Below are 19,647 nucleotides of genomic sequence, written 5' to 3'. Positions count from 1 at the left end.
GGAAGGCGCGAGATCGTGACGGACACCGTGCGCGAGCCGGGTACCAAGGGCACCAGCCGAACCCGGGAGTTCTCCGAGCTCCTGCGCCACCACCATCGCGAGCTGGGCACCACCGATCCGCGGGACCTCGACGCGATCGAGATGGTCACCGACCTCACCCGCCTCGAGGCCCGGCTGACCAAGGACTTCGAGAAGCACGTCCACCGGCCGCTCGGCCTGACCTGGGCGGGCTTCCGAATCCTGAACGCACTGTGGATCTACGGCCCGCTCGGCCAACAGGACATCGGCCGGGTCTCGGGGTCCACCCGAGCCAGCATCTCGAGCGCGCTGGCGACCCTGGAGAGCCGTGGCCTGGTCACGCGTGAACGCGTCGAGACCGACCGGCGTCAGCTGTTCGTCGAGCTCACCCCGGAGGGCCAGGAGACGCTGCGGCTGGCCATCCAGGCGCAGACGAAGCGCGAGCGGGCGTGGACCGCCGTACTCCGCGACGATCAGCTCAGTGAACTGGTCCACCTGCTGCGTACGCTGGTCAACCAGGAGACCCCGCCCGCGGAGTGACCGGGCCCGGGGAACCGGCCCACCGACTCGTGCTCGGAGCCGCCGGACCACGCTCGTCGAGATCAGTAAGAACCTTTACCGTCAAGCGTCTAACAGTAGGTTGGTTTCTCAAGGGAGAGAATCATGGTCCGTCGAGTCGTCACCGGTGTCAGCCCGAGCGGCAAGCCCGTGATCGTCAGTGACGGCGAGCCGCCGCGCACCCGCCAGTTCACCCATACCCCCGGCTTCGCCCGGTCCCTGGTGTGGAACACGGCCGCACCCGCCGTCCCGTCGGCCGACCCGACGGCGTCCCTGAAGTCCTTCGTGCCCGCTCCGGGCGAGACCGTCGCGCTGACCGTCACCTTCCCGCCGGCCAGTGTCTACGCCGACCCGAGCTGGGACCCCGCGGCCGCGGCCGCCGAGCAGCTGGAGGCCAGCCCCGGCCTCGCCGAGCTCTTCGAGCCCGACAACCCCGGCATGCACACCACGCCCACCGTCGACTACGGCGTCGTCCTGAGCGGCGAGATCGTCCTCGACCTCGACGGCGGCGAGACCGCGGTGCTGAAGCCCGGTGACCTCATCGTGCAGAACGCCACCCGGCACGCCTGGCGCAACCTCGGCGCGGAGCCCGCCACGGTGTTCTTCGTCCTGATGGGCGCGGGAGGCACCTCATGAGCGCCCTGACGACCGCGGCGCCCGGCGCGCCCGTCGTCGAGCTCGATCTCGCCGAGCTGCGCCGCGACCCCTACCCCGCCTACGCAGAGCTGCGCCGCACCGCCCCGCTCGCCTGGGTCCCCTCCGTGGGGCGGCACCTGCTCACCCGGTACGACGACATCGTCCACGCCGAGAAGCTGCCCGAGGTCTTCAGCTCCCGCGAGGAGGGCTCGCTGCTACTGCGCACGGTCGGCCCGAACATGCTCCGCGAGGACGACCCGGACCACCGGCGTCTGCGGACCGCGGCCGAGCCGCCCACCCGGCCCCGCCAGGTCCGCGACCAGTGGGCCGCCGCCTTCGAGCGCACCGCGCACGAGCTGCTCGACCGGATCGCAGGCCGCGGCGGGGCCGACCTCGTCCGCGACTTCGCCGAGCCGCTCGTCGCCGCCAACCTGGCCCTGGTACTGGGCCTGCGCAACGCGAGCGCCGACGACATCGCCGACTGGTCGCGGGCGATGATGGACGGCAACAGCAACTACGCCGACGACCCCGACATCTGGCTGCGCGCCGAGCGCGCGACCCGGGCCATCGAGGAAGCGGTGGCCGAGATGGCGGAGGTCACACGCCGCGAGCCCGACGGCTCGGTGATCTCCTCCATGGTCCACGCGGCCGACCCGGTGGACCTCGCCGAGATCCAGAACAACGTCAAGGTCATCATCGGCGGGGGCGTCAACGAGCCGCGCGACGTCTTCGGCGTGGGCGCCTGGGCCCTGCTGCGCCGCCCCGAGGCGCTGGAGCGCGTGCTCAAGGACCCGTCGGCCTGGAAGCGGGTCTTCGAGGAGACCGCCCGCTGGATCTCGCCGATCGGCATGTATCCCCGCCAGCTCACGCAGGACTACGAGATCGCCGGCGTCACCCTGCCCGCCGGCAGCCGCGTCGCTCTCGTCATCGCCTCGGGCAACCGCGACGAGTCGGTCTTCGAACGGGCCGACGAGTTCGATCTCGACCGCCCGCACCGCCCCCACCTCGCCTTCGGCGGCGGACCGCACTTCTGCATGGGCGCATGGGTCGCGCGCCACGAGGTCAGCGCCATCGCCTGGCCCCTCGTCTTCAGCCGTCTGAAGGGACTCCGCCTCGACGACGGCGCGACAGCATCCGACAGCGGCTCCGCCGCGGGCAGCCTGGACGGCTGGGTCTTCCGCGGGCTCACCTCGCTCGACGTCACCTGGCAAGCAACCGCCTGACAGCCACACCCAGCACCCTGGGCGACCCAACTGCACGAATGGCTCGATCGACCGATCAAGAAGGTAGAGCCGCCTGAGCCGTCCCCATCGGGAGGACTTCATGCCCACCGTCATCTTCCAGCTGCCCGACGGGACCGAACGCAAAGTCATTGCCGCGTCGGGGACCGTGCTCATGCAGGCGGCCGTCTCAGGCGGCGTCGAGGGCATCGTCGCCGAGTGCGGCGGCAACGCCTCCTGCGCCACCTGCCACGTCTACGTCGACTCGGCACAGGCCGAGCTGGTAGGCCCGCCGAACGACGTCGAGGACGAGATGCTGGACTTCACCGCCGCCGAACGGCGGCCCACCAGCCGACTCAGCTGCCAGATCCACCTCTCCGACGCCCTCGACGGCCTGGTCGTCCACGTACCCGAGGAGCAGGTATGACGAGCACGGCGGGCGTGGTCGTCGTCGGCGGCGGACAGGCCGCATTCAGCGTCGTATCGACACTGCGCGCATCCGGCTACGACGCTCCGGTCACCGTGTTCGCCGCCGAGCCCCATCTGCCTTACCAGCGGCCGCCGTTGTCGAAGGCGGCCCACACCGAACCGGACGGCCTCCGCGTCGAGCTGGTGCCGGAGTCCTTCTACCGCGAGCGGAACATCGACCTGCGGCTCGGGGACCACGTCGTCGCCCTCGACACCGCCGCCGCCACGGTCGTCTCCCGCACCGGGGCCCGCGTTCCCTACGCCCATCTCGTGCTGGCGACCGGCGCGCGCAACCGTCCGCTGCCCGTCCCAGGCGCCGAGCTGGACGGCGTCCACGCCCTGCGCTCGGTCGACGACGCCCTGACCATCGGCCGGGCACTGACGACGGCCCGTGACGTGGTCGTCGTGGGCGGCGGGTTCATCGGCCTCGAGCTGGCCCGGGTCGCGCTGACACGCGGCGCACGGGTGACCGTGGTGGAGCTGGCCGATCGGTTGCTGAGCCGGGCCGTGTCACGAGAGCTGGAGCTCCCTCTGCGGGAACGGCACGAGCATGCCGGTGTCCGGGTCCTGACCGGGACAGGCGTACGGGCCCTGGAGGGACCGGGCCGGGTGGAACGGGTCGTCACGGACCGCGAGGTCCTGCCCGCCGACCTCGTCGTCTACGGCATCGGCGCCATTCCCCGGGACGACCTGGCACGGGAGGCCGGGCTGGCCGTGGACGACGGCGTGGTCGTGGACGAGCAGCTGCGCTCGGTCACCGATTCCCGGATCTCCGCCGTCGGTGACTGCGCTCGGCATCCGCATCCGAACGTGGAGGGGCTGGTCCGGCTGGAGTCGGTGCAGAACGCCATCGACCAGGGGACGCTGGTCGGCCGACGCATCGCCGGCTCGCCCGCCTCGTACGAGAGTCTGCCGTGGTTCTGGAGCGACCAGGGCGACCTCAAGTTGCAGATCGCCGGGCTGCGTTCCCCTTCCGACGAGGTGCGCCTCGTGCCCGGCGACTCCCCGGAGCGGCTGGCCGGGTACGCCTTCCGCGACGGTCTGCTGGTGGCCGTGGAGACCTTGAACTGGCCCGCCGAACATCTGGCGGCCCGCCGGTTGCTGGAGCGTCGGACGCCCATCTTGGCCGGCGACCTGGCGGGGCCGACTCTCGGCGCTCTCGCCCGGGCCAGACGCGCGGCGGAGGTGAGGGCATGACGAGCACCTTCGGCGCCCACCTCCTCACCACCGCGGTCGAGGCCGGGTCCCGGACCGCCCTCGTCTTCGAGGACCGGACCTGGACCTATGCCGAACTGGACCTGGCCGTACGGCGGACCGCGGCCCGCCTCGACAAGTACGGGGTGCGCAAGGGCGATCGCGTGGTGATGCAGGGCGCGGCCCGGCCCGAGGCCCTGATCACGCTGTTCGCGGTGACGCGGATGGGGGCGGTGCTCGTGCCGCTTCATCCGCAGGTGACCGAGGGCGAGCTCACCGTCGTCTGCGAGGAAACCGCGCCGCGTGCGGTGGTGGGCGGCGAGGGATTCCCGGACGGGACGGGCATCCGCCTGACGTGGGACGACCTGCACGTCGACGACGAGCCGTCCGCGCCCGTCGCCGGAGAGCCCCCGACCGGCTCGGACATCGCGGTCATCGCATTCACGTCCGGCACCTCGGGCCGTCCCAAGGGCGTCGCGCTGACCCACGACAACCTGTACTGGAGCATGGCGGGCGGCCTGTCGCGGCTGCCCGTCGGCGAGGACGACACCGCCCTCGTCTCCACGCCGCTGGCCCACGTCGCCGTGCTCGGCGGGCTCCCGCAGTACACCTGGGCGCGGCGCGGGACGGTGATCCTGGCCCCGCGCTTCGACCCGGACCTGTTCATCGACCTGGTCCTCGGCCACAAGGTCACCTGTGCCTTCGCCGTGCCGGCCATGTCCGCCCTGCTGGCCCGCCACCCCCGCTTCGGCAGCGGCGACCTGGACAGCCTGCGGTGGATCCTGTCCGGCGGGTCACCGGCCCAGACCGCCACCCGCGAGCAGTTCCGGGCCCGCGGGATCGGTGTGGTCAACTCCTACGGGCTGACGGAGACCGCGGCCGGGGTGACGTACTCCGCGCCCGACGAGACGTCGAACTCCACCGGATCGCCGGTCCCCCAGGTCGAGTTGAGGGTCGTGGACGCGGCCGGGTCGACCGCCCTGGCCGGTTCCTCCGGTGAGATTTGTGTGCGGGGTCCGTCGGTGGCGGACGCGTACTGGACCGCCGCCGGAACGGTGCCCGTGACCGACCGGGAGGGCTGGTTCCACACCGGGGACCGCGGGCGGTTCGACGCGGAGGGCCGTCTGTCTGTCGTCGGCCGGCTCAAGGACACCATCATCACCGGCGGGGAGAACGTCGATCCCGCCGAGGTCGAGAATGCCCTCGCCGACTTGCCCGGTGTCGTCGAGGTCGCCGTGTCCGGGGTGCCGGACCCGGTCTGGGGCGAGGTCGTGACCGCATTCCTCGTCACCGACTCCGGTACGCCGACCCTGGACGACATCCGCAGACACCTCGACGGCCGGCTCGCCCGGCACAAGTGGCCCCGGCGCCTATGCGTCGTACCCGCACTGCCCCGCGGGGCCACCGGAAAGCTGCAGCGCGCGCGGCTGACGACGCTGCTGGACAACTGACCCACCCTCCACACCTCCCAGAGACCGCGCCGCAGTGGGCGCCGTCTCCCCCAGCCATACCCGAGGAGACGCCATGAGTGCGACCATGCGAGCCGCGCGGATGCACGCCGTCGGCGAGCCGATGAGGATCGAGGAACTCCCCGTTCCCGAGCCCGGCCCCGGTGACGTCCGCGTGGCCGTCCACGCCGTCAACATCGTTCCGAACCTGGCCAACATCCTGAACATGTGGACGACCTGGTTCCCGCACAGCCCGCTGCCGACCCTGCCGGCGATCTTCGGACTGGACCCGGCGGGTGTGGTGGAGTCCGTCGGCCCAGGTGTCCAGGCGTTCAGGCCGGGGGACCGGGTGTACGTCAACCCGGGCCGTTCCTGCGGGTCGTGCCGGTCCTGTCGCAACGACGACTCGATCAACTGCGCCAGCTACGCCTTCGCCGGGTATTTCGGCTTCTCACCGACCGCGCTCGACCTGCTCGACCGCTACCAGGGCGGCCTCGCCGAGTACATGGTGGCGCCCGCCTACAGCCTGGTGAAGCTGCCGGACGCGCTGTCGTTCAACGCAGCCGCCCGCTTCGGCTACCTCGGCACCATGTACTCCGCTCTCCGCAAGGCCGGGGCAGGCCCGGGCAAGACGATTCTGATCAACGGCATCAGCGGCACCCTGGGCATCGGCGCCGCGCTCCTCGCCCCCGCCCTGGGCCTGACCCACGTATACGGCACCGGCCGCGACAAGGACCTGCTCGACCAGGTCGGCAAGCTGGCGAACGGCCGGCTGAACCTGCACTCCCTCGACGACGGCCCGGTCGACGAGTGGATCCACGAGCAGACCGACGGCTACGGCGTCGACATCTACATCGACGCGCTCGGCCCCGGCGCCCCGCACGAGACCTTCAGGGCTGGCATGCGCGCCATGGCGCGCGGCGGCATCGCGGTGAACATCGGCGCCGTCGCCGGTGACCTGCCCATCGACATCCACCGGATGATGGACCAGCAGCTGCGGCTGATCGGCTCGGCGTGGTTCACCTCCGGCGAGGGCCAGGCCATGGCCGACATGGTCGAGGGGGGCCTGCTGGATCTCGGCCCGCTGGAACACCAGGTGTTCCCGCTGGAGCAGGTCAACGACGCCATCGGCGGAATCGCCCAACGCAACGGCGGCTTCAGCAACTTCATCATCAGCCCGACCGCCACCGCGTGAGCGACATGACGATCTGACGGCCGCCTTCCGGCCGGGGGCCGTCGGTCCTCCCCTGACCGGCGGCCTCCACCTCTCCCCCTCCCGATCCCTGGAGACCTGATGCACACCCCACACTCCCCGCGCCCGGCCGACCCCCTCGACCTGCTGGAACTCGACAGCATGCTGACGCCGGACGAGCGCGCCGTACGCGACGCCGTGCGCACCTTCTGCGACCGGCGTGTCGAACCGCACATCGCCGAGTGGTTCGAACAGGGCGAGATCGAGGACATCCGCGGCCTCACCAAGGAACTCGGCGAACTCGGCCTGCTGGGCATGCACCTGGAGGGCTACGGCTGCGCGGGGATGAGCGCCGTCGACTACGGCCTAGCCTGTCTCGAACTGGAGGCCACCGACTCCGGGCTGCGTTCCCTGGTGTCGGTCCAGGGCTCGCTGGCCATGTACGCGATCCATGCCTTCGGCTCCGAGGAGCAGAAGACGGAATGGCTGCCGCGCCTCGCGGCAGGTACCGCCATCGGCTGCTTCGGCCTCACCGAGCCCGACTCCGGCTCCGACCCCGGCAGCATGCGCACCACCGCCCGCCGAGACGGTGGGGGCACCTCCCGCTCGAGCGGAGCCGAGAGTGGGGGAGACTGGATCCTCGACGGGCGCAAGATGTGGATCACCAACGGCTCGGTCGCCGACGTGGCCGTCGTCTGGGCCCTCACCGAGGACGGCGTACGCGGCTTCGTCGTCCCCACCGACACCCCCGGCTTCTCGGCACCCGCCATCAAGCACAAGATGTCACTGAGGGCCTCGGTGACCAGCGAACTCGTGCTCGACTCGATACGACTGCCCGGATCCGCCGTGCTGCCTGAGGTACGAGGACTGCGCGGGCCGCTGTCCTGCCTCAACGAGGCGCGGTACGGCATCGCGTGGGGCGCGATGGGCGCCGCACGGTCCTCCTTCCGGGCGGCGCTGGCCTACGCGGGCGACCGGATCCAGTTCGGCCGCCCGATCAGCTCCTTCCAGCTGACCCAGGCCAAACTGACCGACATGGCACTGGAGTTGGCCAAGGGCACGCTCCTGGCCTTCCACCTGGGCCGCACCAAGGACGACCGGGGCCTGCACCCCGAACAGGTCAGCTACGGCAAGCTCAACAACACCCGCGCCGCACTGGATATCTGCCGCACCGCCCGCACCGTCCTGGGCGCCAACGGCATCTCACTGGAGTACCCGGTCATCCGGCACGCCAACAACCTGGAGTCGATCCTCACCTACGAGGGCACCGTCGAGATGCACACCCTCATGATCGGCCAGGCGCTGACGGGCCAGGCGGCCTTCCGGTGAGCGGTGCGCCCGGCGCCGACATCCGTCGAGTCGGTGTCATCGGCTGCGGTCTGATGGGCGCGGGCATCGCCGAAGTGTGCGCCCGGGCCGGGCTGGACGTGGTGGTCCACGAGGTGAGTCCGGGCGCGGCCGACGCCGGGCGGGTCCGGATCACCGCCTCGCTCGACCGGGGCGTACGGCGCGGCAAGCTCACCGGCGAGGAACGCGACGTCGCACTCGCCCGGGTCCGGGTCACCCCCGACCTCACCGAGTTGGCCGACCGGGACCTGCTGGTGGAGGCGGCGACAGAGGATGAGAAGACCAAGGTCGAACTGTTCGCCGAGCTCGACCGGGTCGTCACCCGCGAGGACGCGCTGCTCGCGTCGAACACCTCGTCCCTCCCCATCATGAAACTGGGCATGGCCACCACACGCCCACACCAGGTGATCGGGGTGCACTTCTTCAACCCGGTCCCGGTACTCGGCCTGGTGGAGATCGTGCCGTCCCTGCTGACGAGTGCTCACACCCAACATCGCGCGGAGGAGTTCGGCACCGACGTGCTCGGCAAGCAGGTGATCCGGTGCCAGGACCGGGCCGGGTTCGTGGTGAACGCCCTCCTGGTGCCGTACCTGCTCTCCGCGATCCGCATGCTGGAGTCCGGCTTCGCCTCCGCGGAGGACATCGACAACGGCATGGTCCTCGGCTGCGCCCACCCCCTGGGCCCGCTGAGCCTGGCCGACCTGATCGGCCTGGACACCCTCGCGGCGATCGCCGACGCGATGTACGCCGACTTCAAGGAACCGCTGCACGCCGCGCCTCCGCTGCTGCAGCGCATGGTGGAGGCCGGGTTGCTCGGACGAAAGTCCGGGCGTGGCTTCCACGACTACTCGGAATCGAAGAAGGGCGACTGACCCCATGGCGCAGGAAGTACGCGGCGTGATCGCACCGGGCAAGGGCGAGCCGGTGCGAGTGGAGACGATCGTCGTGCCCGACCCAGGGCCCGGGGAGGCGGTCGTACGCATCCAGGCGTGCGGGGTGTGTCATACCGACCTGCACTACAAACAGGGCGGGATCAGCGACGAGTTCCCCTTCCTGCTCGGCCATGAGGCGGCGGGCGTCGTGGAGTCGGTCGGCGAGGGCGTCACCGATGTGGCGCCCGGGGACTTCGTGATCCTCAACTGGCGTGCCGTGTGCGGGCAGTGCCGCGCCTGTCTGCGGGGGCGCCCGTGGTTCTGCTTCGACACCCGCAACGCCGAGCAGAGGATGACCCTCGCGGGCAGCGGCCGGAAGCTGTCTGCGGCCCTCGGTATCGGTGCCTTCGCCGAGAAGACCCTGGTCGCCGCCGGGCAGTGCACCAAGGTCGACCCGGCGGTCGCCCCGCAGGTGGCCGGGCTCCTCGGCTGCGGCGTGATGGCCGGCATCGGTGCCGCCATCAACACCGGCGGCGTCGGCCGCGGTGACAGCGTCGCCGTCATCGGCTGCGGGGGTGTCGGCGCCGCGGCGATCGTCGGCTCACACCTGGCGGGTGCGGCGAAGATCATCGCCATCGACATCGACGAGCGGAAACTGGAGACGGCCCGCACCATGGGCGCCACCCATACCGTCAACGCCAAGGAGATCGACCCCGTCGAGGCGACCCGCGAGCTGACGGGCGGCTTCGGCGCCGACGTGGTCATCGAGGCCGTGGGCCGCCCGGAGACGTACAAGCAGGCGTTCCACGCACGCGACCTCGCCGGCACCGTCGTCCTCGTCGGCGTCCCCACGCCCGAGATGAAGCTCGAACTACCGCTGCTGGACGTCTTCGGTCGCGGCGGGGCGCTCAAATCCTCCTGGTACGGCGACTGCCTGCCCTCCCGCGACTTCCCCCTGCTCATCGACCTGCACCTGCACGGCCGCCTGCCGCTGGAGAAGTTCGTCACCGAGACCATCCAACTGGACGAAGTGGAGTCTGCGTTCCAGCGGATGCATCACGGCGACGTGCTGCGCTCGGTGGTGATGCTGTGACGATGGGGCTCTGCCGGGGGCCACCCCAGGACGACCCCAGCGCGGGAGCGCCATCCCAGCACCCGAGGGCTCAGACACCCCTCGGCACTCCTATGCGGCTTGCCCGCAGGCGCCCGCGCTTGTCTTCTCCGAGAGCTGGGCGCCATGTCGAGGGGCACGGGCCGAACGCCGGGTCGGTGAACATCGGCGAGTACCAGCGCGTCTCAGGGCCGGATAAACGGGCTGTGCAGCTCCGGCGGCGCCAGCAGGGCGCCGCGGCGGCGGGATCGTTCCAGCCAGTCGACGCGTGTCTGGCGGGCCAGGGGGAGCGGATTCCCCCACCTAGGCGATACCCGAGTTGGCCAGGCGGAGCGCGTGCACGACCGGCCGGGGCAAGTAGTACTGGAAGTTCCCGCCCCGTGCCCGTCAGAGAGTGCGGGGCCCTCTCACCGCTGGCCGCCTCGTTCCCTTGCTGTTGCAGGGGCACGGCTACGTCGGTCGCATCAACTCTGTGGCCGGCTTCACCATGTAGACCGAGTTCGATCACGGCACACAACATCGTCGTGCTCCTGCCACTACAGGCACCAGGGCGCCGCGGTGGAAAAAGGGCTTGATCGCTTCCGGCTGTCGGAGACTGAGGGCTGCCGCTGTTGCTCATGGCGGACACGGCCGGCTCCTGAGGAAGCGGTCCTGGACGACTATGCCGACAGACGATGCCTGATCCTTCAGGACGAAGCTTCTACCGGTGGGCGCACCATGTCACCGGGGTAACTGCAACCCCCTGACATTTCGTCGGGTTCAGGGACGTATGTAAATCCGAGCTTAAGCCACACTCCGTACAGCTCCCGGTCCCACGCAGACAAGACGATCTCTTGATCGGGCACCCGAGCAAACAACTCATCGACCAAAGCTCGTGCCACTCCCCTTTGTCGGAACTCGGCAGAAACGTGGAGCTCATAAAGCCTGACGTAGCCGGGCTCGCCGCCTGCCGCGCGCTGCAGACTGGAGTGAAGCCATCCCATACGCACGCCTTGGTCGGAATCCTCTGCGATCAGGGCGTGCAGCGCCTCCGCCAGGGAGGCGGCCCCCTCCTGCTTCTCGACGGTGACCGTCCAGCCCTCGGTGTTGTTGCTCATCCATTCGACGTCGGCTGGATGAGCGTCACGGACCCTGATCTTCATGCTTCATAGCCTACGACTGCGCCTCTAGTGGCCATCATGGCCGTGTGAGCCTGACCAAGTGGCCGACCTCTCGGGCAAAGTAGCGATCGAGACGCATGAGACTGTCTCGCGCGGGTTCCCGATGCGGCGTTCGTAGTAGTTACGGGAGTACGGATCGACGCCTACATGGACGTCACACGCGACAGCGATGCAGCCGTGGCCTGGCCACAGGCCGAGATGGCCAGTTCAGCTGCCGGTGGCCAGCCAGTCGATCCGGCCGCAACCGCTCCCGCACTCACGCGTCCCAGTCGCGCTGGGAGGAAAACGCACCCCGGTACGGACGGATGAGCGGGTGCGATCGCAAATCAGGCACCCGAGAGAGTCACAGGCACACGGACTCCTTCGAGGCACCGACCGCATCGTGCGCGCCAGCGCGTTCGACCTCACGTCGAAGCCGCACCGGAGCGCTCCGGTGCGGCTTCGACGTCTCACGGATCCGGGCAGAGACCCCGCCAGGACGGACCTCGGCGGGGCCTCGCCATATCACCCGCGTATCACACAGCCATCACCAACTGGGCAGACGCTCTCGGACCAAGAGGCTTTGACCTGCAATTTCATGCCCGCAGTGGACTGGCATAGACGCCCCTGGACGATCTCTACAACCTGTGCCATGTGGTACCGCGAGGCCCACTCGCCAGCACCACAGGCTACTCGTCAAGATCCGGACCAGGTGCGGACCAACCCAGCCCGGCCACCCGACGTTTTCACTGGCATCGGTCTCTGTCATGGCCCACGAACTTGGCTTCACCTCTGGCCCCGGCCAACTCCGAGACCCCAGGCGAATGGCCTTCCCCAGCCGCTCCCCGCTGCTCCGCATGGGGAGCGGCTGGGGAGTTTCTCGTCGCTGGGGGGAGGCTCTGGGGAGTTCCGGCGGCATAAGCCGATACAGCATCGAAAGACGCTGAAAGAAGCGTCACCGCAGGTCAGGGACTCAATGGGCAAGAAAAGCCCAGGTCAGCGACCCGACCCCGGGACCTCCATGCCGAAGGTGCCCTGGAGAGTGGGGCGGGTGGTGAACATGCGGTCTTTCTCCTCGCGGTTTCCGTGCATCGGCCAGACCGGTGGGCGCTCGGGATCGGCTCGCAGACAGACATGATGACGCAGGCTGTCGATCCGTCGAAACACTCCTCGAGCCAGGCCTCTCACCTGGGAGTTCATCACACGCTGGAGCGGTGGCCGATCACCTCATCAGGCGGGCTCCCGTATCAGGTGGACCAATGTGGACGCGTGGTCGTCGGCGGCGAGGTCCGGATGCGGGCCGTGTGTGAGGAGGATGGCACCGTGGTGCACGACTCCGGTGACGGTGTCCCGGTACCGTGCCGCGGGTTCGAGGGCACGCAGCGGCAGGCCGGGTCGCGTCTCGGCGCACCACTGACCCCGCACCTGGCTCAGCCGGTACTCGCCCAGCCTGGGCAGCACCCAGGTGGCGGAGTCGGCGCGGACGATCGTGATCGTGCGGTCGGTCGGTGTGCCGGTGTGACGCAGGACCAGGTGGCGTTCGATGAGGTCGATGCCGGCGCGGAGGCGGTAGTGGGCCTCCAGGGTGAGCGGGTAGTGCCGGTCGGTGAACCGCAGGACCAGTTCCGTGCCGTCCTCGTGAGGCGGCACCTCCTCGCCTGCCGGGTGCGGTTCGAGGTCGCGCACGCCGTCCGGGAAGCGGACCTGGACGCCCGCGTGGGCGTAGCGCATGGCTCCTGCGGTGTCGAGGTCGAGGGTGCCGTCGGCGGGGTCCTCGAACGGCCGGCGGCCGGGCTGGGGGCGGTCCAGGAGGGAGAGGGCCTGTTCCAGGGTGAGTCGGGGGCCCCAGTGCAGACCGCGACCAGTCCACCGGGCCGCACCGCCCGGCGCGCCTCACTCAGTGCGCGGACCCGGTCGGCCCGTTCCGGCAGGTGGTACAGGGGGCCGAGAGCAGCACCGCGTCGTACGCGCCGTCCTGCGTGGGCAGGGCCCGGGCGTCCCCGGCACGGACCGCGATGCCGGGCAGCCGCGCCGCCTGGTGCAGGTGCAGCGGCACGGGATCGACGAGCCCGACCTGGTACCCGTCCCCGGCAAGCCACTCCGCGTGCACACCGCTGCCGCCGCCGACGTCCAGCACTCGCGCCGGGGGCGCGGGCAGGAGCCGCCGGAGCACGTCCTGCGTGCGCCGGAACTCCAGGCGGCCGGAGCCCTGCCGAAGGCGGGCGTCCTCCTCGCCGAGGGCGTGGTAAACGAGGATGTCTTCACGAACAGCGCGGAGTTGGGATATGTCCCGACTTGCCCCAGAGGGTAACGACGGCACGGATCAGGGCTGCGCAGCACCGGCGCAAACGGTATTCCCGCGTGTTAACACGCCCGGCACAAACCGCCCACTCATCCCCGAACCAGCCGAAACCATAACCGCCGACGGAGGGTCACCGTCACCACGCAGGCACGGAGCGAGTTCGCACTTTCGCCCCACAGGGAGTCATGTGAAACTGTCGTCCCCGTCCGCCGTGCGGACCTGATCCGCACTGTTCGTCCCCACGAGAAGGGCGCCGTGCGTTCCCTACCTCTGCCCCTGGCCCTGACCGCACGACTGTCCCCGGTGGCCGTGCTCGCCGCGGCGGGCTGGGCTCTGTCGTCCGGTCCGCTCGCGGCGCCGCAGGCCGCCGAGCACAAGCCGGCCGACGAGAAGACCGAGACCCAGTCCGCGTCCGCCCCGTCGACGTCGGCGGCGTCGAAGACCTACTCGGCCGCACCGGCGCCGTGCGAGAGCGTCGCCAAGAAGACGGTCGAGTCGCTGGTGCCGGGTGCCAAGACGGCGGGCAAGGAGATCCCGTCCACGGACTCCGAGTTGCGCCGCACCTGCTCCTGGAACGCGCTCAAGGGGTACAACTACCGCTGGCTCGACGTGTCCTTCGAGGTGATGGAGTCGGACGAGGCGGCGGAGAAGGCATACAAAGGGCGCACCGAGGAGAAGAGCGGCGGAGGCGCCGTCCCGGGTCTGGGTGACACCGCGTACTCCATCGTCAACCTCACCACCGAGGACAAGCAGGAGACCCGCGAGGGCCAGGTGTTCGTCCGCGCGTCGAACGCGCTGGTGGTCATCACCTACAACGGCAGCGACTTCGAGTCGAAGAAGGCACCGAGCACGGACACGATCAACAAGGGCGCGATCAAGGCCGCGAAGGAAGCGGTGGCCGCGCTGGAGGGCGGCAAGGGCTGACCGTCCTCCAGCGTCCGCGTCCGCGGTCAGACGAGGGTCCGGTCCCGGCCCCGTGCCGCCATCAGCACCAGGTACAGCACCATTGACGTGCCCAGGCCCACCGCCCAGCCGTAGTCGGCCAGACCGGCCAGTGCCGGGACGGGGCGGCCGTCGATCAGCGGCTTGAAGCTGGCGCCGCCGACGGCGAGGACGCCTCCGACCACGAAGGCGACGACGGCCCGCCAGTTCCAGCCGCCCTCGTACCAGTAGCGGCCGCCCGTGCGATACAGGTCGGTCAGATCGAGCTTGGCGCGGCGCAGGATCCAGTAGTCGGCGATGAGGATGCCCGCGACGGTGCCGAGCAGGCCGCCGACCAGGCCGAGCCAGGTGAAGATGTAGCCCTGTGGGTCGGAGTACAGCTTCCACGGGAAGATCAGCACCCCGAGGACGCAGGTGGCGAGGGCTCCGGCGCGGAAACTGATCTTCCGGGGCGCGATGTTGGAGAAGTCGAACGCGGGCGAGACCAGGTTGGCCGCGACGTTGACGGACAGCGTCGCCACCAGGACGGTGACGAGGGCGAACAGCAGGCCCACCGTGTTGTCGGTCTTGGCCGCGAGCTGTACCGGGTCCCAGATCGCCTCGCCGTAGACCGCCTGCGAGCCGGAGGTGACCATCACGGACAGGAACGCGAACAGCGTCATCGTCGTCGGCAGACCGAGGGCCTGACCCCACGTCTGCGCCTTCTGGCTCTTGCCGTAGCGGGTGAAGTCGGGGATGTTCAGCGACAGCGTGGACCAGAAGCCGATCATGCCCATAAGCGCGGGTGCGAACAGCTTCCAGAAGTCCGGGCCCCAGCCGAGCTTCGACGGCTGGTCGAGCAGCGGGCCGAAGCCGCCGGCCTGGTCGCTCATCCACCACAGCATCACGAACGCGCCGACGAGCACGAAGGGCGCCGCCCAGTTCTCGAAGCGGCGGATGGTCTCCATGCCCCGGTAGATGATGACCACCTGGAGCGCCCAGAAGATCGCGAAGGACAGCCACATGGTCCAGGCGTAGCCGCCGACCTTCGCCGCGTCCGTCCAGCCGCTGCCGACGAGCTTGCCGGCCAGGAAGTAGATGGCCTCGCCGCCGATCCAGGTCTGGATGCCGAACCAGCCGCACGCCACCAGCGCCCGTACGACGGCGGGCAGGTTGGCCCCGCGGATGCCGAAGGAGGCACGGGCGAAGACCGGGAAGGGTATGCCGTACTTCGGTCCGGCGTGCCCGGTGAGCAGCATCGGTATCAGCACGATCACATTGGCCAGGGCGATGGTGAGCACCGCCTGCTTCCAGTCCATGCCGACGGCTATGAGTCCGGAGGCCAGGGTCCAGGAGGCCGTGTTGTGGGCCATGCCGACCCACAGCGCGGAGAAGTTGTACGTGGTCCAGGTGCGCTTCTCGACGGGGACCGGCAGCAGGTCCTCGTTGGCGTAGGGGCCGGTCGGTGCGGGGGCGCCCGGGGCGATCTCCACCCGGCCGTCGGTGAGGGTGACTTGGGTGGGCGGCGGTGGGGCCGTGGGAGCGGTATCGGTCATGGGCCGGGCCAATCAGGGGAGGTGGGACGGGAAAGGCCATGCGGGTGATGCCGATGGGGGGTGCGCTCGGGAGCGTCCTGGCCCCCCTTCCCGGGCCGCGGGGAAGGGGGAGATCGAAGGGGCGCCGCGAAGGCGGTCAGCCGTTGACGGCCGGGATCACCCGTGATCCGTACGCGTCGATCACGGCTTCCTGCGCGTCGTGCATGTCGTAGACCGCGAACTGGTCCACGCCGAGGGCGCGCAGCGCGGTCAGCTTCTCGACGTGCTTCTCGACCGGGCCGATCAGGCAGAACCGGTCGACGATCTCGTCGGGCACGAACTGGGTGTCGGGGTTGTCGGCGCGGCCGTGGTGGGAGTAGTCGTAGCCCTCCCGCGCCTTGATGTAGTCGGTGAGTTCGTCGGGGACGGCGGCGGAGTGCTCGCCGTACTTGGACACCAGGTCGGCCACGTGGTTGCCGACCATCCCGCCGAACCACCGGCACTGGTCGCGCGCGTGGGCGAGCGCCTCGGGCGAGTCGTCCTCGGTGACGTAGGCGGGGGCGGCCACGCAGACGGTCACCTCCGAGGGGTCCCGGCCGGCGGCGACGGCCGCGTCCTTCACTGCCTTGACCATGTACTCGGTCAGATACAGGTCGGCCAGCTGGAGGATGAACCCGTCGGCCTCCTCGCCGGTCATCTTCAGGGCCTTGGGGCCGTACGCGGCCATCCACACGGGAAGTTCGGCGCCCGGCCTGATCCATGGGAACCGGACGACCGTGCCGCCGCCGAGGTCGGCCTCCCGGCCGCTGCCGAGGGCCCGGATGACCTTCATGGCCTCGCTGATCCGGGCCAGCGTGTTGGGCTTGCGGCCGGCCACGCGCATCGCGGAGTCGCCGCGGCCGATGCCGCAGACCGTGCGGTTGCCGTACATGTCGTTGAGGGTGGCGAAGGTGGAGGCGGTGACCTCCCAGGTGCGGGTGCCCGGGTTGGTCACCATCGTCCCGACCTTCAGTTTCGTGGTGTTGGCCAGGATCTGGCTGTAGATCACGAACGGCTCCTGCCACAGCACGGCGGAGTCGAAGGTCCAGCCGTAGGAGAATCCGTTCCGTTCCGCGCGCTTCATCAGGCTGATCACCCGCGAGGCCGGCGGGTCGGTCTGCAGGACGAGTCCGAAGTCCATCCGCACCACTCCTAGTTGAGGTACTGACAGGTGGAACGCGGGGTGTAGACGCCGTGCCCGGCGTGCCCGGTGTACTCCCGCTCGGTGATGACGGGTTCGCCGCGCGAGAGAACCGTCTCGACCCGGCCCGTGACGTGCTTGCCCTCGTACGCCGAGTAGTCGACGTTCATGTGGTGCGTCTGCGCCGACATGACCTGCTCGGCGTGCGGGTCGTAGATGACGACGTCGGCGTCGGCGCCCGGCGCGATGGTGCCCTTCTTCGGGTAGAGGCCGAACATCCGGGCCGGGGTGGCGCAGGCGATCTCGATCCAGCGGCGGCGGGAGATGTGCCCGTCGAGGACGGCCTGGTGGAGCAGGTCCATACGGTTCTCGACGCCCGGGAGGCCGTTGGGGATCTTGGAGAAGTCGCCGCGGCCGAGTTCCTTCTGGCCGACGAGGCAGAAGGGGCAGTGGTCGGTGGAGACGACCTGGAGGTCGTTCGTGCGCAGCCCCTGCCACAGTTTGGCCTGGTGCTCGCGGGGCCTGAGGGGGGTGCTGCACACGTACTTCGCGCCCTCGAAGTCCGGCTCGGCGAGGTTGTCGGTGGACAGGAACAGGTACTGCGGGCAGGTCTCGCCGAAGACGTTCAGCCCCTCGTCGCGGGCCCGGGCCAGCTCGGCGACCGCCTCCATGGCCGAGACGTGCACGACGTACAGGGGCGCGCCCGCGACCTGCGCGAGCCGGATGGCGCGGTGGGTGGCCTCCGCCTCCAGCAGGGCCTTGCGGACCTCGCCGTGGTAGCGCGGGTCGGTCTCGCCGCGGGCCAGCGCCTGCTCGACCAGGACGTCGATCGCGATGCCGTTCTCGGCGTGCATCATGATCAGTCCGCCGTTCTCGGCGGAGCGCTGCATGGCGCGCAGGATCTGGCCGTCGTCGCTGTAGAAGACGCCCGGGTAGGCCATGAACTGCTTGAAGGAGGTGACGCCCTCCTCGATCAGCAGGTCCATCTCCTTGAGCGTCTCCTGGTTCACGTCGGAGACGATCATGTGGAAGCCGTAGTCGACGGCGCAGTTGCCCTCGGCCTTGGCGTGCCAGGTGTCGAGGCCCTCGCGCAGGCTGTGCCCGACGCTCTGCACGGCGAAGTCGATGATCGTGGTCGTGCCGCCCCAGGCGGCGGCGCGGGTGCCGGTCTCGAAGGTGTCGGAGGCGAAGGTGCCGCCGAAGGGCAGCTCCATGTGGGTGTGCGCGTCGACGCCGCCGGGGATGACGTACTTTCCGGTGGCGTCGATCGTCCGGTCCGCGGTGAAGGCCTCCGCCGCGGCGGTGCCGGAGGCTGCGAGGGCGGCGATGCGGCCGTCCTCGATCAGGACGTCGGCGTGGATCTCGTCGGATGCGGTGATGACGAGGCCGCCGCGGATGACTGTACGGCTGCTCATGTCGTGGTCGCTCCTCGCAGTGGGTTGGTGCGGGTTGTCGGTGGTTGCTCGCGCCCGCGCGGCGGTAGCCGCCTGTCGAATGCAGCCCCGCGCCCCTTCAGGACAATGCGGCCCGGGCGCCCTTTCAGGGAGCCGTCAGGGGGCCATACGCCCCGGGCGCCCTGTCCCTGTAGAACTGCCAGCGGTCGCGGACCTCGCGGAGTTTGGCCATGTCCAGGTCGCGGACCACCAGCTCGGGCTCCTTGTCGCTCGCCACCTCGCCGACGAACTGGGCCTCCGGGTCGACGAAGTACGACGTGCCGTAGAAGTCGTTGTCGCCGTACTCCTCGACGCCGACCCGGTTGATCGCGCCGACGAAGTACTCGTTGGCGACGGCCGCCGCCGGCTGTTCCAGCTGCCACAGGTAGCCGGACAGGCCGCGGGAGGTCGCCGAGGGGTTGAAGACGATCTCGGCGCCGGCGAGGCCGAGCGCCCGCCAGCCCTCGGGGAAGTGGCGGTCGTAGCAGATGTAGACGCCGATCTTGCCGACGGCGGTGTCGAAGACCGGCCAGCCGGAGTTGCCCGGGCGGAAGTAGAACTTCTCCCAGAAGCCCTTGACCTGCGGGATGTGTGTCTTGCGGTACTTGCCGAGGTAGGAGCCGTCCGCGTCGATCACGGCGGCGGTGTTGTAGAGGACGCCGGGCTGTTCCTCCTCGTACATCGGCAGGACCAGGACGATGCCCAGCTCCTTGGCGAGTGCCTGGAAGCGGCGGACGATCGGGCCCTCGGGGATCTGCTCGGCGTACTCGTAGAAGGCCGGGTCCTGGACCTGGCAGAAGTACGGTCCGTAGAACAGCTCCTGGAAGCACAGGACGTGAGCACCCTGCGCGGCGGCGTCGCGGGCCGCCTGCTCGTGTACCTGGATCATCGACTCCTTGTCGCCCGTCCAGGCGGTCTGGAAGACGGCGGCGCGGATCACTCGGCTCATCGGGACCTCCGGTCGCTCGGTGTGCCGTGAGCCTAGGAAGCCGGAAGGTCCTCTTTGAGGTGCACCGTGTCACGTCTGAGGGCGTGCGGCGTGTCACCGTGTCACTCTGCCGTGAGCTCATGTT

General features: G+C 69.9%; 17 protein-coding genes and 1 pseudogene. 11 read left to right on the top strand and 7 right to left on the bottom strand.

Going from position 1 to position 19,647, the window contains the following annotated elements; genetic code table 11:
- Positions 1 to 15 precede the first annotated feature (15 nt).
- The 10 genes from HDA41_RS32560 to HDA41_RS32515 all read left to right on the top strand — a co-directional run bounded on the left by HDA41_RS32560 (position 16) and on the right by HDA41_RS32515 (position 10,046).
- Positions 16 to 558, top strand: coding sequence for a MarR family winged helix-turn-helix transcriptional regulator (locus tag HDA41_RS32560; RefSeq protein ID WP_230299545.1), 543 nt, complete (start codon positions 16 to 18; stop codon positions 556 to 558).
- A gap of 123 nt (positions 559 to 681) precedes the next feature.
- Positions 682 to 1,212, top strand: coding sequence for a cupin domain-containing protein (locus HDA41_RS32555; RefSeq protein WP_184990361.1), 531 nt, complete (start codon positions 682 to 684; stop codon positions 1,210 to 1,212).
- Positions 1,209 to 2,435, top strand: a complete 1,227-nt coding sequence (locus tag HDA41_RS32550; protein WP_184990359.1) for a cytochrome P450 — start codon at positions 1,209 to 1,211, stop codon at positions 2,433 to 2,435. The genes HDA41_RS32555 and HDA41_RS32550 overlap by 4 nt, the downstream gene beginning before the upstream one ends.
- Before the next feature lie 100 nt (positions 2,436 to 2,535).
- Positions 2,536 to 2,859 (top strand): 2Fe-2S iron-sulfur cluster-binding protein, encoded by a 324-nt coding sequence (locus HDA41_RS32545; RefSeq protein WP_184990357.1) that lies wholly within the window; start codon positions 2,536 to 2,538, stop codon positions 2,857 to 2,859.
- Positions 2,856 to 4,097 (top strand): NAD(P)/FAD-dependent oxidoreductase, encoded by a 1,242-nt coding sequence (locus tag HDA41_RS32540; protein ID WP_184990355.1) that lies wholly within the window; start codon positions 2,856 to 2,858, stop codon positions 4,095 to 4,097. Before HDA41_RS32545 ends, HDA41_RS32540 begins: the two co-directional genes overlap by 4 nt.
- On the top strand, positions 4,094 to 5,545 hold the full coding sequence (locus HDA41_RS32535; protein ID WP_184990353.1) for a class I adenylate-forming enzyme family protein: 1,452 nt from the start codon (positions 4,094 to 4,096) through the stop codon (positions 5,543 to 5,545). Before HDA41_RS32540 ends, HDA41_RS32535 begins: the two co-directional genes overlap by 4 nt.
- Before the next feature lie 73 nt (positions 5,546 to 5,618).
- The gene (locus HDA41_RS32530; protein WP_184990351.1) at positions 5,619 to 6,737 is read left to right on the top strand and encodes an alcohol dehydrogenase catalytic domain-containing protein; all 1,119 of its coding nucleotides are present in this window, start codon (positions 5,619 to 5,621) and stop codon (positions 6,735 to 6,737) included.
- A gap of 99 nt (positions 6,738 to 6,836) precedes the next feature.
- A complete protein-coding gene (locus tag HDA41_RS32525) occupies positions 6,837 to 8,063 on the top strand; it encodes an acyl-CoA dehydrogenase family protein (RefSeq protein WP_184990349.1) in 1,227 nt (408 codons plus the stop codon).
- Positions 8,060 to 8,953 carry a 3-hydroxybutyryl-CoA dehydrogenase gene (locus HDA41_RS32520; RefSeq protein WP_268251510.1) on the top strand — a complete coding sequence of 298 codons (894 nt, stop codon included), beginning with the start codon at positions 8,060 to 8,062 and terminating at the stop codon, positions 8,951 to 8,953. The genes HDA41_RS32525 and HDA41_RS32520 overlap by 4 nt, the downstream gene beginning before the upstream one ends.
- Positions 8,954 to 8,957: 4 nt before the next feature.
- Entirely contained in the window at positions 8,958 to 10,046 is a 1,089-nt protein-coding gene (locus HDA41_RS32515) for an S-(hydroxymethyl)mycothiol dehydrogenase (RefSeq protein WP_184990347.1), read from the top strand.
- A 704-nt stretch (positions 10,047 to 10,750) separates the two neighbouring features.
- Here the strand turns inward: HDA41_RS32515 and HDA41_RS32510 are convergent.
- From HDA41_RS32510 to HDA41_RS32500, 3 genes and pseudogenes are all read right to left on the bottom strand, one after another.
- Positions 10,751 to 11,206 (bottom strand): GNAT family N-acetyltransferase, encoded by a 456-nt coding sequence (locus HDA41_RS32510; protein WP_184990345.1) that lies wholly within the window; start codon positions 11,204 to 11,206, stop codon positions 10,751 to 10,753.
- 1,227 nt (positions 11,207 to 12,433) lie between these two features.
- Entirely contained in the window at positions 12,434 to 13,012 is a 579-nt protein-coding gene (locus tag HDA41_RS32505) for a glycoside hydrolase family 36 N-terminal domain-containing protein (RefSeq protein WP_230299557.1), read from the bottom strand.
- Positions 13,013 to 13,050: 38 nt separating this feature from the next.
- Positions 13,051 to 13,460, bottom strand: a pseudogene (locus tag HDA41_RS32500) (class I SAM-dependent methyltransferase); the annotation flags it as partial.
- Positions 13,461 to 13,760: 300 nt separating this feature from the next.
- On the opposite strand from HDA41_RS32500, the gene HDA41_RS32495 reads away from it, so the two are divergent.
- Positions 13,761 to 14,429, top strand: coding sequence for a hypothetical protein (locus tag HDA41_RS32495; RefSeq protein ID WP_184990343.1), 669 nt, complete (start codon positions 13,761 to 13,763; stop codon positions 14,427 to 14,429).
- 26 nt (positions 14,430 to 14,455) lie between these two features.
- Here the strand turns inward: HDA41_RS32495 and HDA41_RS32490 are convergent, their stop codons facing one another.
- From HDA41_RS32490 to HDA41_RS32475, 4 genes are all read right to left on the bottom strand, one after another.
- On the bottom strand, positions 14,456 to 15,982 hold the full coding sequence (locus HDA41_RS32490) for an NCS1 family nucleobase:cation symporter-1 (protein WP_184990341.1): 1,527 nt from the start codon (positions 15,980 to 15,982) through the stop codon (positions 14,456 to 14,458).
- 136 nt (positions 15,983 to 16,118) lie between these two features.
- Complete coding sequence (locus tag HDA41_RS32485; RefSeq protein ID WP_184990339.1) at positions 16,119 to 17,141, bottom strand: TIGR03842 family LLM class F420-dependent oxidoreductase; 1,023 nt, start codon at positions 17,139 to 17,141, stop codon at positions 16,119 to 16,121.
- 11 nt (positions 17,142 to 17,152) lie between these two features.
- Positions 17,153 to 18,556: a dihydropyrimidinase gene (hydA, locus tag HDA41_RS32480; protein WP_184990337.1), complete on the bottom strand. Its 1,404-nt coding sequence runs from the start codon at positions 18,554 to 18,556 to the stop codon at positions 17,153 to 17,155.
- Between the two features lie 124 nt (positions 18,557 to 18,680).
- Entirely contained in the window at positions 18,681 to 19,523 is an 843-nt protein-coding gene (locus HDA41_RS32475; RefSeq protein WP_184990335.1) for a nitrilase-related carbon-nitrogen hydrolase, read from the bottom strand.
- Positions 19,524 to 19,647 lie beyond the last annotated feature (124 nt).

Source organism: Streptomyces caelestis (assembly GCF_014205255.1).
GTDB lineage: Bacteria > Actinomycetota > Actinomycetes > Streptomycetales > Streptomycetaceae > Streptomyces > Streptomyces caelestis.
Note: the sequence above shows the minus strand (reverse complement) of the source record. Positions and strands in the feature narration are given on the sequence as shown.

Bases quoted from the DNA above. Each gene is read 5' to 3' on its own strand.
- HDA41_RS32525 (WP_184990349.1), top strand. From the start codon at position 6,837: ATGCACACCCCACACTCCCCGCGCCCGGCCGACCCCCTCGACCTGCTG.
- HDA41_RS32530 (WP_184990351.1), top strand. From the start codon at position 5,619: ATGAGTGCGACCATGCGAGCCGCGCGGATGCACGCCGTCGGCGAGCCG.
- HDA41_RS32475 (WP_184990335.1), bottom strand. From the start codon at position 19,523: ATGAGCCGAGTGATCCGCGCCGCCGTCTTCCAGACCGCCTGGACGGGC.
- HDA41_RS32550 (WP_184990359.1), top strand. From the start codon at position 1,209: ATGAGCGCCCTGACGACCGCGGCGCCCGGCGCGCCCGTCGTCGAGCTC.
- HDA41_RS32535 (WP_184990353.1), top strand. From the start codon at position 4,094: ATGACGAGCACCTTCGGCGCCCACCTCCTCACCACCGCGGTCGAGGCC.
- HDA41_RS32490 (WP_184990341.1), bottom strand. From the start codon at position 15,982: ATGACCGATACCGCTCCCACGGCCCCACCGCCGCCCACCCAAGTCACC.
- HDA41_RS32510 (WP_184990345.1), bottom strand. From the start codon at position 11,206: ATGAAGATCAGGGTCCGTGACGCTCATCCAGCCGACGTCGAATGGATG.
- hydA (WP_184990337.1), bottom strand. From the start codon at position 18,556: ATGAGCAGCCGTACAGTCATCCGCGGCGGCCTCGTCATCACCGCATCC.
- HDA41_RS32540 (WP_184990355.1), top strand. From the start codon at position 2,856: ATGACGAGCACGGCGGGCGTGGTCGTCGTCGGCGGCGGACAGGCCGCA.
- HDA41_RS32545 (WP_184990357.1), top strand. From the start codon at position 2,536: ATGCCCACCGTCATCTTCCAGCTGCCCGACGGGACCGAACGCAAAGTC.
- HDA41_RS32555 (WP_184990361.1), top strand. From the start codon at position 682: ATGGTCCGTCGAGTCGTCACCGGTGTCAGCCCGAGCGGCAAGCCCGTG.
- HDA41_RS32515 (WP_184990347.1), top strand. From the start codon at position 8,958: ATGGCGCAGGAAGTACGCGGCGTGATCGCACCGGGCAAGGGCGAGCCG.
- HDA41_RS32485 (WP_184990339.1), bottom strand. From the start codon at position 17,141: ATGGACTTCGGACTCGTCCTGCAGACCGACCCGCCGGCCTCGCGGGTG.